At 63.7% G+C, this 17,528-nt stretch carries 15 protein-coding genes; 8 read left to right on the plus strand and 7 right to left on the minus strand.

Going from position 1 to position 17,528, the window contains the following annotated elements:
- A complete protein-coding gene (feoB, locus tag DAES_RS10105) occupies window positions 1–2,187 on the plus strand; it encodes a ferrous iron transport protein B (protein ID WP_013514926.1) in 2,187 nt (728 codons plus the stop codon).
- A 128-nt stretch (window positions 2,188–2,315) separates the two neighbouring features.
- On the opposite strand, the gene hflX is transcribed toward feoB, so the two are convergent.
- From hflX to DAES_RS10120, 3 genes are all read right to left on the minus strand, one after another.
- Window positions 2,316–3,923: a GTPase HflX gene (gene hflX, locus DAES_RS10110; protein ID WP_013514927.1), complete on the minus strand. Its 1,608-nt coding sequence runs from the start codon at window positions 3,921–3,923 to the stop codon at window positions 2,316–2,318.
- A 93-nt stretch (window positions 3,924–4,016) separates the two neighbouring features.
- Window positions 4,017–4,613 carry an IMP cyclohydrolase gene (locus DAES_RS10115; protein WP_013514928.1) on the minus strand — a complete coding sequence of 199 codons (597 nt, stop codon included), beginning with the start codon at window positions 4,611–4,613 and terminating at the stop codon, window positions 4,017–4,019.
- A 167-nt stretch (window positions 4,614–4,780) separates the two neighbouring features.
- Window positions 4,781–5,344: a tetratricopeptide repeat protein gene (locus DAES_RS10120; RefSeq protein WP_013514929.1), complete on the minus strand. Its 564-nt coding sequence runs from the start codon at window positions 5,342–5,344 to the stop codon at window positions 4,781–4,783.
- 464 nt (window positions 5,345–5,808) lie between these two features.
- On the opposite strand from DAES_RS10120, the gene flgB reads away from it, so the two are divergent.
- Genes flgB through DAES_RS10155 form a run of 7 tightly spaced genes read left to right on the plus strand, consistent with a single transcriptional unit; the run spans window position 5,809 to window position 11,827 of the window.
- Window positions 5,809–6,219, plus strand: a complete 411-nt coding sequence (gene flgB, locus DAES_RS10125) for a flagellar basal body rod protein FlgB (protein WP_013514930.1) — start codon at window positions 5,809–5,811, stop codon at window positions 6,217–6,219.
- Window positions 6,220–6,657, plus strand: a complete 438-nt coding sequence (gene flgC / locus DAES_RS10130) for a flagellar basal body rod protein FlgC (protein WP_013514931.1) — start codon at window positions 6,220–6,222, stop codon at window positions 6,655–6,657.
- 18 nt (window positions 6,658–6,675) lie between these two features.
- Window positions 6,676–7,005: a flagellar hook-basal body complex protein FliE gene (gene fliE, locus DAES_RS10135; RefSeq protein ID WP_013514932.1), complete on the plus strand. Its 330-nt coding sequence runs from the start codon at window positions 6,676–6,678 to the stop codon at window positions 7,003–7,005.
- 52 nt (window positions 7,006–7,057) lie between these two features.
- Window positions 7,058–8,653: a flagellar basal-body MS-ring/collar protein FliF gene (gene fliF / locus DAES_RS10140; RefSeq protein ID WP_013514933.1), complete on the plus strand. Its 1,596-nt coding sequence runs from the start codon at window positions 7,058–7,060 to the stop codon at window positions 8,651–8,653.
- Between the two features lie 3 nt (window positions 8,654–8,656).
- Window positions 8,657–9,655, plus strand: a complete 999-nt coding sequence (gene fliG, locus DAES_RS10145) for a flagellar motor switch protein FliG (protein WP_013514934.1) — start codon at window positions 8,657–8,659, stop codon at window positions 9,653–9,655.
- Window positions 9,642–10,397, plus strand: coding sequence for a FliH/SctL family protein (locus tag DAES_RS10150; RefSeq protein WP_013514935.1), 756 nt, complete (start codon window positions 9,642–9,644; stop codon window positions 10,395–10,397). Before fliG ends, DAES_RS10150 begins: the two co-directional genes overlap by 14 nt.
- Before the next feature lie 2 nt (window positions 10,398–10,399).
- Complete coding sequence (locus DAES_RS10155; RefSeq protein WP_013514936.1) at window positions 10,400–11,827, plus strand: FliI/YscN family ATPase; 1,428 nt, start codon at window positions 10,400–10,402, stop codon at window positions 11,825–11,827.
- Window positions 11,828–11,878: 51 nt separating this feature from the next.
- Here DAES_RS10155 and DAES_RS10160 read toward each other — a convergent pair whose 3' ends face one another.
- The 4 genes from DAES_RS10160 to pheT form a co-directional block, all read right to left on the minus strand.
- The gene (locus DAES_RS10160) at window positions 11,879–12,298 is read right to left on the minus strand and encodes an arsenate reductase ArsC (RefSeq protein ID WP_013514937.1); all 420 of its coding nucleotides are present in this window, start codon (window positions 12,296–12,298) and stop codon (window positions 11,879–11,881) included.
- A gap of 100 nt (window positions 12,299–12,398) precedes the next feature.
- Complete coding sequence (locus DAES_RS10165; RefSeq protein WP_013514938.1) at window positions 12,399–14,588, minus strand: AsmA family protein; 2,190 nt, start codon at window positions 14,586–14,588, stop codon at window positions 12,399–12,401.
- Between the two features lie 31 nt (window positions 14,589–14,619).
- Window positions 14,620–14,928: a MerR family transcriptional regulator gene (locus DAES_RS10170; protein ID WP_013514939.1), complete on the minus strand. Its 309-nt coding sequence runs from the start codon at window positions 14,926–14,928 to the stop codon at window positions 14,620–14,622.
- 166 nt (window positions 14,929–15,094) lie between these two features.
- Window positions 15,095–17,503 (minus strand): phenylalanine--tRNA ligase subunit beta, encoded by a 2,409-nt coding sequence (pheT, locus tag DAES_RS10175; protein WP_013514940.1) that lies wholly within the window; start codon window positions 17,501–17,503, stop codon window positions 15,095–15,097.
- Window positions 17,504–17,528: the final 25 nt, after the last annotated feature.

Genomic DNA, 17,528 nt, shown 5'->3' on the forward strand with positions numbered 1-17,528 from the left:
ATGGGCAAATACACCCTCGGAATCGCAGGCAACCCCAACTGCGGCAAGACGACCATGTTCAACGCCCTGACCGGCGCGCGCCAACATGTGGCCAACTGGCCCGGCGTCACGGTCGAGAAGAAGGTCGGCATCATCAAGGCAGGCGAGGACACCATCGAACTGGTGGACCTGCCCGGCACCTACTCCCTGACCGCCTACACCCAGGAGGAGCTGGTCGCCCGCAACTTCCTGGTGGAGGAGCGGCCCCAGGTGGTCATCGACGTCATGAACGCCGACGCCCTGGAGCGCAACCTCTACCTCGCCGTGCAGATCATGGAGCTTGGCGTGCCCCTGGTGCTGGGCCTGAACATGATGGACGAGGTCCGCAAGAGCGGCAAGGACATCGACAGCGAAAAACTGGCCGCCTTGAGCGGCTGCAAGGTGGTGGAGACCGTGGCCAGGAGCGGCAAGGGCGCGGACGAACTGCTGCGCACCTCCCTGGCCCTGGCCAAGGAGCAGCACGGCCAGTGGAAGCCGCTGAACATCTCCTACGGCCCGGACCTCGACCCGGTCCTGGACGCGATGCAAAAGCTCATCGAGACCGAATCCTTCCTGACCGACAAGGTCCCGGCCCGCTGGACCGGCATCAAATACCTGGAGCGCGACGAGGATGTGATCATCAGAGGGCGCATGGTCAACTCCGCCCTCTCAAGTACCCTTGAAAACATGGCAAAGGAAGTGGCCACCCACACCCAGAAGACCCTCAAGGCCCAACCCGACGCCCTCATCGCCGACCACCGCTACGGCTTCATCGCAGGCATGATCAAGGACGTGGTCACCTACCCGGTTCTCGACGCCGACCGCATCAGCCGCTCGGACCAGATGGACAAGGTGCTCACCCACACCTTCCTCGGCCCGCTCATCATGCTGGGCATTGTCTACATGATCTACCAGATCACCTTCACCGTGGGCGAGGTGCCCATGGGCTGGCTCGAATCCCTGTTCGGCTGGCTCGGCGACACGGTCACCAACGCCCTGCCCGAAGGGCATCTGCGCTCCCTGCTCGTCTCGGGCATCATCGACGGCGTGGGCGGCGTGCTCGGCTTCGTGCCGCTGATCATGTTCATGTTCCTGATGATCTCCGCCCTGGAGGACTCGGGCTACATCGCGCGCATGGCCTACATGCTCGACCGCGTCTTCAAGATCTTCGGCCTGCACGGCACCTCGGTGCTGCCCTTCATCGTCTCCGGCGGCATCGCGGGCGGCTGCGCCGTGCCCGGCGTCATGGCCACCCGCACCCTCAGGAGCCCCAAGGAAAAACTGGCCACCATCTTTGTCGCCCCCTACATGACCTGCGGGGCCAAGGTGCCGGTCTTTCTCATGCTCACCGCGGCTTTCTTCCCGAACAACGCGGCAGCGGTCATGCTCACCATCACCCTGGGCGCCTGGGTCATGGCCCTGGTCGTGGCCCGCATCCTGCGCTCCACCATCATCCGCGGCGCCTCCACCCCATTTGTCATGGAGCTGCCCCCCTACCGCATGCCCACCCTGCGCGGCGTGCTCATCCACACCTGGGAGCGCACCTGGGAATACGCCAAGAAGGCCGGTACCATCATCCTCGGCATCTCCATCCTCATCTGGGCCATGATGACCTTCCCGCAACTGCCCGAAGAGCGCACGGCGACCTTCGAGGCGCAGCGCGCCCCCATCGTCGCCCAGCTCGAAGCCCTGAACACAGACGCAGACGAAAATGCCATGGCCGCCCTGGAGGAACAGCTCGCCCAAGTGGACAACGCCGAGGCAGAGGCATCCATCCACCACACCGTGGCCGGACGCATCGGCACCGCCCTGGAACCGATCACGCGCTTTGCCGGGTTCGACTGGCGCACCAACATCGCCCTGACCGGCGGATTCGCGGCCAAGGAAGTCATCGTCTCCACCCTCGGCACCGCCTATTCCCTGGGCGAGGTGGACCCCGAAGACACCAACACCCTGGCCCAGAAACTGGTGAACGACCCCATGTTCACCCCGGCCTCGGCTGTGGCGCTGATCCTGTTCACCATGCTCTACGCCCCCTGCTTCGTGACCGTGGTGGCCATGGCCCGCGAATCGAGCTGGACCTGGGCCGCCTACAGCGTTGTGGGCTCCACCGTCCTGGCCTACGGCATGGCCGTGGCCGGATACAACCTGGCCCGGCTCCTGCTCTGATCCGGGACAGCCACAGAAAAAAACAGGGAGCCCAGCCGGGCTCCGGAATCCAATCAAAAGGCCGGACAGATGTCCGGCCTTTTCTCGTTTCTTTTCCAGAACAGGGGGCGCTGGCCGCGCCGGGTGGGTCAGTCGGCGAGTCGGCCCCAGGGGATGGCGGCCAGGATCGCCTCCACCACCGGCTCCAGCGAGCTGCGGTTCAGGGCCGAGGCCGGGATGCCACCGGGGAAGACATTGCCCATGGCTTCACGCCCCTCCTCGTCAAGGCGGTCCCACTTGTTGAGCACCAGGATGGACGGGATGGCGTCAAGCTCCATGTCGGCCAGGATGGAGCGCACGGCCTCCACCTGTTGCTCGGCCTCGGGGTGGGCCGCGTCGCAGACGAGCACCAGCAGGTCAGCGGACTCCAACTCCTCCAACGTGGCCCGAAAGGCCTCCTTGAGGTCCGGAGGCAGGCGGCGGATGAAGCCGACCGTGTCGGTCAGCACCACCTCGCGCTCCTGGGGAAAGCGGATGCGGCGGCTGGTGGGGTCCAGGGTGGCGAAGAGTTTGTCCTCAGCCAGCACCTTGGACTGGGTCAGGGTGTTGAGCAGCGTGGACTTGCCCGCGTTGGTGTAGCCCACCAGCGAGACGATGGGCAGCCCGGCCTTGGCCCGGCGTTCGCGCGTCTGGGTCCGCCGCTTGCGCACCTGCTCCAGTTCCTTCTTGAGCCGGGTCAGCCGGTCGTCGATGCGGCGACGGTCGATTTCGAGCTTGGTCTCGCCCGGCCCGCGCCCGCCTATGCCGCCCATGAGGCGCGACATGGCCCTGTTCTTGCCCACCAGACGCGGCAGGGTGTACTTGAGCTGCGCCATCTCCACCTGGAGTTTGCCCGACGCGCTGGTGGCGTGCTGGGCAAAGATGTCGAGGATGAGCTGGGTGCGGTCGAGTATCTTGCGCTCCGTGATCTCGGCCAGGTTGCGGATCTGGGTGGGCGAGAGCTCCTGGTCGAAGATGACGACCGAGGCGTTGGTCTGCAACGCCTTGACCTCAAGCTCGGCCAGCTTGCCCTTGCCCATGATGAATTTCGGATTCTTCTTGCGCACGCGCTGGATCATGGTCCCGGCGGCCACGAGCCCCGCCGTGTCGGCCAGCTCGGCCAGCTCCTCCAGGGAAAGCTGCTGCACGGTTTGCGGGGTGTCGTCCACGCTGACGAGCAGAACGCGCTCTTCGGAGCTGTCCAGGTCGCGGGCACCGATCTGGCGGCTGAACTCGTCCTCCAGTGCCTCGATGAGCTTGGCCAGATCGAGGTCGAGCCTGTCCCAGCGGACCTGATCAAAGACCTCGTAGCTCTTGTCGTCGGGGTTGGGCGGCAGCAGGTGCGCCACCTGGGCGGTCTGCGGGCCACCCTCGGCCACGGTCAGCGCGGTGACCGAGTCAAGCCGCAGGAAGACCATGTCCATGAGGTCTTCCTGGGAGAGGGATTCACCCGCAAGATGCGTGTGCAATAGGCGCAGGCCGCGCAGCCTGCCGGAGCTCATGCGCGCCCTGGGCAGCTCGGGGATGTAGATGGAGCGATTGTCGCCCACCAGGACCATCTCCACCCTGCCCTGGCGGTCGATGAGCAGGGCTATCTGGCGACCCGTGTCCGCGCTCAGGTCGGCCAGCTCGCGCGCCTGTTCAATGGTGTAATTGGAATCCGGCGGAAACTGCCGCTGGTAAAGCCGGACAAGTCGTTTGATCTGATTGGGTTTCAACCCTTGCAGGTTGCCCTTTGGTTTCTGGGCTATGGCCCGCTCCTTTCAGACCGGCGAGGACGGCACCGGGCAACGCCGTCCGCTCCCGGCCCGTTACGCGTCGTTCTCCGCCAGATAGCTGGCGATCATGGCATCATACTCTGACACCAGCTTGAAGGTCAGGGCGGCCATTTCCTTGCGCAGTGCGAGGGACACGCCCCCGGACTCGGCGATCTCGGCCATGACTCTGGGATAATACTGCGGATCGGGGACCACGAGGATGGAATGGAAATTCTTGGCCGAGGCGCGCAGCATGGTCGGCCCGCCGATGTCGATCTGCTCGACGGCGTCCTTGAGGCCCAGCCCCTTGCTCACGGCCTGGGCGAAATTGTAAAGATTGACGCAGATGAGGTCAAAGGGCTCGATGCCGAAGTCGCGCAGGGTTTCCATGTGTCCATCGTCGTCCTTGTCGGCCAGGATGCCGCCATGGATCATCGGATGCAGGGTCTTGACCCGGCCCCCCAGGATCTCCGGGAAATCGGTCACATCGCTGACCGGGGTGACGGGCAGACCGGCCTCGGCCAGCATCTTCTTGGTGCCGCCGGTGGAGATCAGCTCGCAGCCGTTTTCGACAAGGAACGAGCCGAACTCGGCCAGGCCGGACTTGTCGGTGACGGACAAAATCGCTCTTTTGACAGGCAACAGGTTCATGCGCAGTCCTCTCTGTGTGTTTTGAGAGGCTGTGCCAGATTTGCCGTTCAAAGGCAAGCTATGTCCGGGGCAGCACCCCTGTGACGGTCTCCAGGGAGAGGCTGATTTCCCGCCCCGTCCAGCCGAGGCGGGCAGGGCGGGAAATCAACGGGGAGGGGAGACCGCAGTTATGCCTGGAGCTGCTCGAGCAGTTCCCTGGCAGCGCTGAAATCGGGATTGGCTTCGAGAATGAACTCGAGCTGTTCCCGCGCCGCATCGGGCTGCCCGGAGCACATGAGGCAACCGGCCATGGAGAAGCGCACTTCGTGCTTGGCCGGGTCTATCTCAAGATAGTTCCTGAGATAAGGAATGATGTCTGCCACACGCTCCAGTTCATGGCCGAGCCTGATCAGGCTGAACAGGGCGACCATGTTTTCGGGGTTCATCCTGACGGCTTCGACGAACAGGGAATAGGCATTCTCCTTTTCGCCGTTTTCCATCCTGATGAGCGCGATTCCGGAAAGACTCTTGTCGGTCGGCTCGATCTTGTGGGCCTTCTCGTACATGATCAGGGCGTCGGCCAGATTGCCGCGCTGCACGGCCACGGTGGCCAGCCCCAGGTACGGATCAGGGTGGATGCCATTGGAGCTGACGGCTTTCTTGTAATACTCTTCAGCCTTGTCGAGCTCACCCATGAACAGGTAGCACTCACCGAGTTCCTTGTTGATTTCGTAATCCAGATGTCCACTCATGACATTCCCCTCCATTTCTCCTTTACCCGGCGGCCAGGTCGAAAGTCTCCTGGGCCTCAATCGGCCCGCGCATGTGCCAAGCAAACGGTGTGCCAAACGCGAAAAGCTTTGCGAACCATAAAGAAAACCCACCTTGTGGGGATGCACATTTTTTTGCCCACACAGGACAAACAGCTGAAATAACAATGTTATCATATTCACAGGGCAAATAGTGCCCTGCCCCGCCCCCAAGTGTCGGCAGACCACCCTGCATATTGTTCCCACCCATTACCTATAATTTATGTCGCATGGTCGTCGCCCAGCAATGGGCCATCTGAAAGCGGGACAACCACTAGCTATCCGCTTAAATCAATAAGATCAAGTAATTATGCAATTGGAACGCTAGTTGCTAATCACCTCGCGAGATCGGCGGAAAAATATGCCCGCCGATGCCGGGATGCCAGGAAACGCAGGAGGAACAAGGCATGAAGGGACTTTTCGGGAATCACATCCAATTGACGGCAAAGGTCCTCGACCTGAGGCTGGAACGTCAAAATGTCGTCATGGGCAACATCTCCAACGTCGATACGCCCGAGTACAAAGCCCGCCGTCTCGAATTCGAGGACAAGCTCCAGCAGGCGCTCAACCACGACGCGCGCGGCAAGATGACCCGGACCCAGCAGAGCCATCTGCCCGCAGTCTTCAACGCGGACGGGTTCCAGGGCGACGGCATCAAGGACTTCAAACCCCGCCATGTCCATGGCGAAGACAGCGTGGACATGGACAAGGAGATGGCCATCATGGGCAAGAACGGCCTGATGTACAACGCCCTGGCCAGTGTCATCAAAAAGAATTTCGAAGGGTTGCAGAAAGTCATAATGGAAGGAGGCAAGTAAATGGACTTCATGACCGCACTCGACATCGGCGCGTCAGGGCTCAAGGCGCAACGCGCCACGCTCAATGTCATCTCCATGAACATGGCCAACATGCGGACTACCAAGACCCTGGAGGGCGGCCCCTACCAGCGCAAATCGGTCTCGTTTGAATCCACCCCGGTCTACTCGCCCTTTGACGAAGCCATGAACAACCAGCTCAACCGCGAGCTGCACGGGGTCAAGGTGCTCGGCGTGACCGCTGACGAGCGCCCCTTCAAGCAAGTTTACGAGCCGCATCATCCCGATGCCAACGACCTGGGCTATGTCTACTACCCCGACATCAACGTGGTCGAGGAAATGACCAACATGATGAACGCCACCCGAGGCTACGAGGCCAACGTGCAAACCATCGAGTCCGTCAAGCAGATGTTCAACAAGGCGCTGCAGATCGGCGTGTAAGGATCAAGGAGCAAAGCAATGGTTGTCAAAAGCATCGCCATCAACGCCTATCAGAACGCCATGGACATGCGCCGCAGGTCGGTGGATTCCACGGTGGCCTCCCGGTTGCAGAAGCCACAAGCCCCGGTGGAGGGATTCAGCAACACGCTGAAGAGCTCCCTTGACAAGGTCAACAACATGCAGGCGGAAAAGAATTTGATGATCGAGGAGTTCGCCTCGGGAAAACGGCAGAATGTCCACGAACTCATGATCACCATGCAAAAGGCCGGGCTGGCCATGTCCATGACCAGCGCCGTGCGCGCCAAGGTCATGACCGCATATCAGGAACTCATGAAGATGTCGTTCTAGCGGCTTACCAACGCATCGGTTCGAAAACGAATAATTCCTCGGGAGAGAAGAGATGTCTCCGTTCATCGCTGAATACTGGACGAAAATTCACGGCTTCTGGTCGGACCGCACGGCGGCCCAGCGCATCCTCATAGGCGGCCTGGCTGTATCCGTGGTCATCGCCTTCGCGCTGATGATCTACTGGATGAACAAGCCCGACTACAAGGTGCTGATGACCAATCTCTACCCCGAGGACGCCTCCCGCATCGTCGGCATGCTCCAGGCCGAGAAAGAGCAGTATGTGCTCGACGACAACGGCAAGACAATCCTGGTGCCTGCCGACCGCGTCTACGAGCTGCGCCTGAAGGTGGCTGGCGAGGGCAACCTCCACGGCCAGGGCATCGGCTTCGAGATATTCGACAACGTCCAGATCGGCCAGACCGACTTCGTGCAGCACATCAATTTCCAGCGCGCCCTGCAGGGCGAGCTGTCGCGCACCATCACCGAATTCCCGCAGATCGAGCAGGCGCGCGTTCACCTGGTCATCCCCAAGAAGAGCCTGTTCATCGAGGACCAGATGCCGCCCTCGGCCTCGATCATCCTCCAGCTCAAGGACAACGCCAAGCTGGCCGCCAACGAGGTCCAGGGCGTGGTCAACCTCGTGTCCATGGCCGTGGAGGGGCTCGAACCCAAGAACATCACCGTGACCGACATGAAGGGCCGCCCGCTCTACACGCCCGAAGACGACTCCGGCGGCCTGGCCCTGTCCAATACCCAGCTTGAATACAAGGCCGACATCGAGAACACCACCCAGCGCCGGATCATGGAACTGCTCGGCCCGGTGGTCGGTCCCGAAAAGGTCATCGCCCGCGTCAACGCGGACCTTGATTTCAGCCAGAAGACCATCCGCAAGGAGAGCTACGACCCCGACGGCTCGGTGGTCCGCTCCGAGACCCGCAGCGAGGAAACCACTGCTGGCGCGGCCTCCCTGGCCGGCGGCGAGCCCGACGCCAACTTCCGCGGCGACGGATTCACCGGCACGCGCACCACCCAGGACTCCACCCGCGAGTCGCGCACCACCAACTTCGAGATCAACAAGCAGGAAGAAAACATCATCGCCCCTGTCGGGGAGTTGAAACGATTGAGCGTTGCGGTTATCGTGGACGGAACGTGGCAGACCGAGGAGGATACCGGCAAGTCCGTGTATGTCCCTCGCTCCGCCGAGGAGCTTGAGCGCATCAAGAACCTGATCGCCGGGGCCGTGGGCTTTGACAGTGTTCGCGGCGACTCCATCGAGGTGAGCAACATCTCCTTTGGCGAGCCCTCCCTGTACGACGGCGACTCGCTCATGCGCACCATGCTCGAATACGCGCAGCGGCTGGGCAAGCCCTTCCTCAACGGCCTGCTCATCTTCCTGTTCCTCATCCTGGTGGTGCGGCCCGTGATCATGGCCCTGATCCGGCCCCGCGTCGCCGAGCAGGAGATCGAGGAGATGGCGGGCCTGCCCGGCTCCCAGCGCCTCGCCCTGGAAGAGGAAGAGATCGACGAGGAGGCCATGGACATGTCCAGACGCCTCGAGAACGCGAAAAACCACGCGGTGCAGCTGTCCGACGACAACATGGACCAGGCCGTGCATCTGCTCAAGAGCTGGCTCGCCCAGGAGGCATAGGAAATGGCCGACTTCACAGGACCGCAGAAAACAGCCATCGTGCTGCTCGCCCTGGGCGAGAAGTTCACGTCGGACGTGTTCAAGCGGATGGAGCGCAACGAGATCGCCGCCGTGTCCAAGGCCATGCTCTATACCGACTCCATCCCCAGGGAGCAGGTGCTTCAGGTGCTCAAGGAGTACAACGAGGCCCTGGCCTACGGTGCCGAGCTCCTGGTGGGCGGTGCGGAAACGGTCAAGCGTCTGCTGACCAAGTCGCTCGACAGCGAGACGGCCAAGTACATCATGGATTCCCTGGACCTGGACACCGGCCCCACGCCCTTCCAGGAGTTGCAAAACGTCAGCCCGCGCATCCTGGCGCAGATACTCAGGAACGAGCACCCCCAGACCCTGGCGCTCATCCTGGGCCACCTGCACCCGGATCAGGCCGCAGAGCTGCTCCAGAACCTGCCCGCTGGCGTGCGCGCCGAAGTGCTCATGCGCCTTGCCAAGCTGGAGGCCGTGGCCGAGGAAATGCTCATGGAAGTGGACAAGGTGCTGCAAAGCCAGCTCATCGCCATGGGCGGCAAGGAAGGCAAGAAGGTCGGCGGCGTCTCTGCCGTGGCCGAAATCCTCAACGCTGTGGACCGCAACACCGAGGAGGAAGTCCTCTCCGAGATCGAAGAGGAATCCACCCAGATGGCCGAGGACATCCGAAACCTCATGTTCGTCTTCGAGGACATCAAGGCCGTCGACGACATCGCCATCCGCGAACTGCTCAAGGAGGTCTCCAACGAAGACCTTACCGTGGCCCTCAAGGGCGCGTCCGACGACCTCAAGGACAAGTTCTTCAAGAACCTGTCCGAGCGCGCCAGCACCATGATCAAGGAAGACCTGGAAATCATGCCGCCCAAGAAGCTCTCCGAGGTCGAGGCGGCACAGCAGAACATCGTCAAGACCGTCCGCCGCCTGGAAGACGAAGGCCGGATAGTCATCAACAGAGGTGGCAGCGATGTCTTTGTCTAGACCACGCACCGACACCCGCCTCCCACTGACCGGCAAGGTCGTCATCGGCATGGACTCGCCCGGCCCCAACCAGATGACCATCCAGGAGCTGGAGGGCAAGCGCCAGCTCATCTGGGACGAGTCCACCGATGAGGAATACCTGAACCGGGTACAGGAGCGTGCCAGAGAAAAGGCCAAGGAAATCATGCTTTTCGCCGAACTTGAAGCCGAAGCCCTGCGGGCCACCGCCCGGCACGAGGGCTACGCCGAGGGGCTGGCCCAGGCCCAGGCCGATGTGGAGCAGCACACCCGGACCATCTCCGCAGAGGCGGAAAAACTCTTTGCCCGCATCGGCTCCCAGGGATCGAATATTTTCGAGGCCCGCCGCAAGGACATCATGGACCTGATCCGGCTGGCCGTTGAAAAAACCCTGCGCATCGAGATGAGCCAGAGCCGCAAGGCGTCCCTGGAAGCCCTCATGCGCCAGGCCCTGGAGCGCATCGAATCCCGGCACCAGCTGGTCATCCGCTGCGCCGGGGAGGATGCCGAGGGTCTTGATGCCTTCCTGAAAACCATCCAGGAGCGCAACCCGGCGCTGAAATACTGGACCATCAAGGGCGACCCGGCACTGACTGCGGGCGGCGTGGTGGTCGAGACTCCCGACGGCAAAGTGGACAACTCGGTTGCCACCCGCTGGCAGGGTGTGGAAGCGATCCTCGACCAGATGGCCGAGGCCGCCACCGCCGACCTGGACAAGGACTAGCCGTGGCGTCGAACTCGCGACTGGGACTGCTCGAAAGCCTGGACCCCTGCCAGACCTTCGGCAAGGTGACCAAGGTCGTGGGCCTCATCGCCGAGGGCCACGGCATCCGGGCTCCGCTTGGCTCGGTCTGCTATCTCATCCCGGAGGAAAGCCCGCCCATAGCAGCCGAAGTGGTCGGCTTTCGCGACGGCGCCTGCCTGTTCATGCCCTATTCCGACATGCGCGGCATCGGGCCGGGCAACCTCATCCAGAACGCGGCCACCCCGCCCCACATGCCCGTTGCCAAGGCCATGCTCGGACGAGCCCTGGACTGTTTCGGCACGCCCATGGACGGCAAGGGGCCGATCACGCCGGACGCCTTCGTGCCCCTGCACCGGGAGCCGCCCAACCCCCTGGAACGGCCACGCATCAACGAGCCGCTCGACGTGGGCATCCGCTCGGTCAACGCCCTGCTCACCCTGGGCAAGGGCCAGCGCGTGGGCATCATGGCCGGTTCGGGCGTGGGCAAATCCACGACGCTGGGCATGATGGCCCGCTACACCAAGGCGGACATCAACGTCATCGCCCTGGTGGGCGAGCGCGGCAGGGAGGTGGTGGAATTCATGGAGCGCGATCTCGGCCCCGAGGGCATGGCGCGCAGCGTACTGGTGGTCGCCACCTCGGACAAGAGCCCGCTCATCCGCATGCGCGCGGCCTATGCGGCCACAGCCGTGGCAGAATACTTCCGCGATCAGGGCAAGGATGTGCTGCTGATGATGGACTCGGTCACCCGGTTCGCCATGGCCGGTCGCGAGGTGGGTCTGGCCGCTGGCGAGCCGCCCACGCGCGGCGGCTACACCCCGAGCGTCTTCGCCCACCTGCCCCAGCTCCTGGAGCGCGCGGGCAAGAGCGCCAAAGGCTCCATCACCGGCATCTACACCGTGCTCGTGGACGGCGACGACTTTACCGAGCCCATTGCCGACTCGACCCGCTCCATCCTCGACGGCCACATCGTACTCACCCGCGAACTGGCCGACCTCGGCCATTACCCGGCCATCGACGTGCTCCGGTCCGTCAGCCGTCTGCGAGGCGACATCACCACAAATCAGGCCCAGGCAGACGGCCAGGCCTTGCTGCGGCACATGGCCACCTTCAAGCGGGTGGAAGACATGGTCAACATCGGCGCCTACCAGAAAGGCGCCAACGTCGAGGTGGACAAGGCCATTGCCATGGTCGCACCCATCAATGGATTTCTCCGGCAGTTGGTGACGGAACGGGAGCCGCTCGACTCCGCTTTCGCCAAACTGCACGGGCTGGTCGCCGGCAACGATCCGCAGCCACAGGCCCAGCCAAAGCAGAACGCCCCGCAGCCACAGGCCCGGCCGCCCAAGCCCCCGCCGCTCAAGCGGGTGCCACCGCCCCCCTCGTCCATTCCTGTGAGAAGAAAATAGTTTTTGACGCAGGTCCGGTTCCAGGTCTGTCCTGATCCAGACTGGTCCGAATCAATCCTCAAGACTCCCCGGCAGCCCCTCGACCATGGCCCGGATCTCGTCGCGCACCCGACGGTAGATCGCCAGCCGGTCCTCCTCGTTCTCCAGCCCGGCGGCCAGTTCCGGCGGATCGTCAAACCCGCGATGCACCCGCTTTGCCCGCGACGGAAAATATGGGCAGTTCTCCGCAGCGTGGCCGCACAGGGTGACCACAGAGTCGAACTCCACCTCGGGCAGATCGTCCACGGTCTTGGATGTCTGGGCAGAGATGTCCACCCCGGCCTCGCCCATGACGCGAACAGCGTCCTGATTCATGCCGTGCCGGACCACCCCGGCGGACCAGACCCCGATCTCTGGATGCAGGTGGCGGGTCCACCCCTCGGCCATCTGGCTGCGGCAGGAATTGCCGGTGCACAGAAACAGAATATTCATTCACGACTCCTTGAAATAGCGTCAAAAAGCAGCTCCCACAGTGGCATGATCGAGCAAAACCGACCCCGCAGATTTCACACGATCTGGCAACGGTCCGGTGTCAGAAAAGTCCGAAAAAGCCGCGCTTCTTCTCCTGCCCGTTTGTGTCCGTGGCATTGTTGTCGCCGCCCACAAACGCCTTGCCCACATCCTTGATGACCCCGGTGACACCGCCAATGACACTGCCCGCAGTGCCGATGACGCTGCCCGCCGTGTCAAGCACCGCGCCGCCCAGGGCCTTGGCGTATTCCGTGAGGGAGACCCGGTAGACAGGCTCGGCCAGGGTGCCTGTCACCCGGATGGGCACAAGAACCCCGTAGAGGTCGCTTGATGTCTTGCCACCCTGCCCCTGCGCCGTGGCCACCAGCTTGGCCTTGATCAGATAGTCGAGCGCGCCCGTGGGCAGGAACACCGCGCCCTGACCTTCGGCGCGCAGTCCCGGGGCCATGATCTCCAGATCGCGGTTGTTGAGAACGCCGTTGGTGATCACGCCCGTGCCGGTGATGGAGCCAAAGGCGGTGGAATCGGTCTTGGCCGCCTCCACGGTCCCGTCGGTGCGGCTGCGGCTTGCATGGGTGGTCCTGGCCATGCCGAGCAGGTCGACACCGGGGAACACGCCATTGGCAAGGGCAAAGGAGGTTCTGCCGCTCATGGTGCGGAGCATGGCGTCACGCCGCGCGCCCTCGCAGGCCACCGCGCCGTTGAAGGTGAGCAGCCCCTGATATTCGTCGGAACCCAGGGCATCCCGTGACAATCCGCCCACGTCAACGCGGTCCAGGCCGATGATGAGGTCAGACTTTGGGCGGTCGCCGATCACGTTGATGGTCGCCCCTGCGGCCAGGGTGCCGCCGTAGAGCGTTGCCTTGACCGGGCTGACGCGGACCAGTCCGTGACGCGCCTTGACCACGGCCTGCACGTCGGAGAGCCGCACCCCGCCCGCACGCAGGCTTTTCGCCGAGGCCTCAAGGTCCAGGCTCAGGGCGCGCAGGACTTCGGTGTCGATGAGCATGTCCGCGCCCGGCGAAGCGGCTGCCGACTTGGCTGCATTGTCCGGCCCGTTCGCGGCAAGGTACCGATCCAGGTCAAGGGTGTCGAGAGCCAGCCGCACCACATTGTCGGGCCTGTCCTCGCGCACGCGATGGGCAAAGCTGCCGGAAATCCGCGTGTCGTCCACGGTCGCGTCGAGTCCCCTGATCTCGAACCCGTCCGCATCGACAACCACATCCGCCGTGCCCTGCACCCGCGTCAGGGCCGATGGGTCGCTGGTGGACGGCACGTCCAGGCCCAGGGCGGCCAGGGACTGCCGGGCGTCGAAGGGGTCCAGCCCGACAGTGGCCGCGAGTCTGCCGCCAGCGCCGAACCCGGTCAGCGAACCGGCCAGCCGAATGGCCGCCTGATACCCGCTCACAACCAGCCCATCGACCCGGACGGTCTGCCCGCGCATATCCACGGAGACCGCGTCCGCCGCAACCTCCACCGTGGCGCTTGATCCGGGCACGTCCTTTCCCTCGGCCTTGGCCGTGAGGACTATTTCGCTCAGGGATATGACGGCGGAGTCGACCACCGTGCTGGCTGAAAATTCAACAGTGCCGGACAATTCCGGGTCCACACTGCGCACCCCGCATTGCGCTGTCACAGGAAACGGCTCCGCCCCGCCGATGGTCCCTGTGGTCAGGCTGACGTTGTCCAGAGTCACGGAGACCCCGGACCGGCGGTCGTCCCAGATCAGGGTCGATTCCGTCAGGCTCACGCCCGCGATCTCCAGCACGAACGAGCCGGTGTCCTGACCGGACTGCGCCCCGCCCGCCGCGCCGCCCTGGTCCGGGGCGGGCGGGTCACTGGTGACCCGGTCCGTCAGGTCGCCCCAGTTGGTCCGGCCTGTCGCATCGCGTTCCAGGCCGACAACGACCCCGTCGAGAGCCAGATGGCCGAAGCTGACCCTGCCTGAAAGCAGCGGCAGAATCCGCACTTCGAGCCGGGCCTGCCGGGCCGAGAGCATCTGGGGCTGCCCGAAGCCGGACGCGTTGCTCAGGGAGATGTCGGCCATGCGCACGCCAAGGCGCGGAAACAGCGTCATGGCGATGTCGCCGCCAAAGGTCACGGTGCGCCCGGTCTTTTCGGCCACGAGCCGGGAAATGGCACCCTTGTAATTGTTGATGTCAAAGGTGTAAATGAAGACGCCCAGCGCCAGGACGGCCAGCGCCGCCAATATGCCTGCTCCAATCATGCCCAGTTTCACCACTTTTTTCATTGTGAGGCCCTCGCTTGGGCGGTGAAACGACTCAGCGCTTCAGAAGTTTTTTGATGAAGACGAGTTCGTCGTGGATTTCCCGGAGAATGCCGCTCTGTTCGCGGGTGCGCAGCTTGCGCTTGGCTCCGTCGATAGTCAGCTTTTCGTCGTAGAGCAATCGCTTGATCTCGCGGATGATCTCCAGGTGTTCTTCGGTGTACAGCCGCTGGCCGCTCTCGGTGCGGATAGGCTCGATCTCCTCGAACTCCCCTTCCCAGAAACGCAGGACATAGGTCTTGACCCCTATCTCACGCGCGGCCTGGCCGATCTTGTACCGTTTGAACCCCTGTAACTCTTCCATTTGGCATATCTAGCAAATCGGCAGGTTCCCTTCAACAGCTTTACGCCATCGTTTCAGGCCGTTCTCATGCTCGGGACACAAAAACGGCCCCGCCCCCTTGTGAGGGAAGCGGGGCCGGATGATTCCTTGCACTGGGCCTCCAGAGGCCGAACCAGCGCGGACCGGGCTAAAAGCGGACCGGCAGGGACGCGGTCAGGGCTTCAAGCACCCTGGCGTGTTCCTTGTCCACCTGGGTGTCCTTGAGGGTCCGGGCCGGGTGGCGGTAGGTCAGACGGAAGGAGAGATTGCGCTCTTCCCGCTCTTCTTCCTGCCCTTCGGGCACGAACTCGGCCACCAGTTCCACGGATTCGAGGATGTCCACGCCAGCGCCCGCGATGACATCGCGGATGGCCTGGGCCTTGAGGGTGGCCGGGCCAATGACCGTCACGTCGCGGCGGCTGGGCGGGAACACGGGCAGCGGCGCAAAGCCCACCTTGTTGGCCGCCACCAGCTGGCGCAGTCCGTCAAGGTCAAGCTCGGCCAGCCACACTTCCTTGCGGGCGTGGTAGAAATCGGCCATGGACTCGCGCACCCGGCCCATGACACCCACGGACTGTCCGCCCACGCGCACGTCCACGCACGGGTTGAGGAAGGGATGCTCCCCGGCCAGAACGCACTCCGGGGCGGCCAGCTTGAGGTGGTTCTCCACCAGATGCTCCACATGACCCTTGAGGTCCAGGTAGTCCACGTCACCCCCCAGCCAGGGCCACTCGGCGGCGTGGCGCGGACCATAGAGCAGGAGGCCCAGGCCGGAGCGCTCGCTGGTCTCGGTGTCGGACTGGGCATCGGCCACAAAGCGTTTGGCCACTTCGAAGACACGGATATGGGTATTGCCCTTGGCAAGGTTGTGCTTGAGGGTGTTGAGCAGGCCGGGCGCGAGATCGGTGCGCATGACGCTCTGGTCTTCGCTCAGGGGATTGGCGATGAACACGCGCCCCCCGGCAGGCAGGCCGAGGCGGTCGAGATCGTCCGCGCCCACGAAACTGTAATTGATGGCCTCGTTGAGGCCCACGCCCGCGCCCCAGGTCTTGATGCGGCCTATGAACCCGTACTCGGTCTCGGCGGTGACCGTGCCGTCCAGGGACTTGGCCACCCTCGGCAGCACCGCGGGAATGCGGTCCAGCCCGTAGACGCGGCCCACCTCCTCGTACAGGTCCACCTCGCGCTCCAGGTCGAGCCGGTGCGAGGGCGAGGACACGGTCCAGTTGGCCGGGTCGCTGTCGTCCACGCCGCACCCTTCGAGCACAAAGACCTTTTTGGCGAAAGCCGGCTCCAGGTCGAGGCCCAGCAGACGCATGCACCGCTCGTGGCGGTAGGTGTGGACGCGGTCGCGCCACGGTCTGGGCTCGGCGCTGGCCACGCCCGCGACCACCGTACCGCCCGAAGTCTCGGCCATGAGCTGGGCCGCGCGGTCAAGGCAGAACCGGTTCATGACCTGATCCACCCCGCGCTCGAAGCGGTAGGAGGCGTCGGACGGCAGGGCCAGCCTGCGCGCGGTCTTGCGAATGGTGCCGGGCCGGAAAATGGCGGCTTCGAGCAGGACATTGGCCGAGTCGCCCCCCATCTCGGAATTGAGGCCGCCCATGACGCCAGCCAGGGCAACGGGTTTGGCCCCGTCCCAAATGAGCAGGTCAGCCGCGGTCAGGGTGCGCTCATGGCCGTCCAGGGTGGTGAATCGCATGCCATCGCTGGCCGGAGCCACGCGGATGGTCGCGCCCTCGATCCGGTCAAAATCAAAGGCGTGCAGGGGCTGGCCTAGCTCGAACATGATGTAGTTGGTGCAGTCCACGATGTTGCTGATGGGCCGCTGGCCCAGGGCCAGGAGGCGAAAACGCATCCAGTCCGGCCCCTTGCGGGTCTTGACGCCGCGGATGACGCGGGCGTTGTAGAGGGGGCACAACTCCGGGTCGTCGATGACGATGCGCACCTCGTCTGCCGCGTTGCCGCCCGCTTCCTTGAGGTCAAGGGCGGGCAGGGTCAGGGGCAGGTCAAAGGCGAGCGCGGTCTCGCGGGCAAAACCGAGGATGGACAGGCAGTCGGCCCGGTTGGGCGTGATGTCGAAGTCGAAGACCACGCGCTCCAGGTTCAGGGCGTCCACCAGCCGCGCGCCGGGGACCAGGACATCGTCGAGCACCCAGATGCCCTCGTGGTCGTCGGAAAAGCCCAGCTCGCGCTCAGAACAGATCATACCGTTGGACTTCACGCCCCGCAGCTTGGCCTTCTTGATCTTGAGCCCGTCAGGCATGGTCACGCCGACCTTGGCCACAGGCACCTTCTGCCCGGCGGCCACGTTGGGCGCGCCACAGACGATGTCGAGCACCTCGTCGCCCACGTCTACCCGGCAGACAGAGAGCTTGTCCGCCTCGGGATGGGGCGAACGCTCGACAACATGGCCGACCACCAGATCCTTGACGGACTCGAAGGGGTCCTCGATGCCGTCGAGTTCGAGGCCGAGCATGGTCAGCCGGTCCCCCAGGGCCTGGGGTTCGCCCTCATAGGGCACAAATTCACGCAACCAATCTAAGCTGACACGCATTGCATTACCGTAAGCTATGAGAAGT

The organism is Pseudodesulfovibrio aespoeensis Aspo-2, assembly GCF_000176915.2.
In the GTDB taxonomy this organism is placed as follows: Bacteria; Desulfobacterota; Desulfovibrionia; order Desulfovibrionales; family Desulfovibrionaceae; genus Pseudodesulfovibrio; species Pseudodesulfovibrio aespoeensis.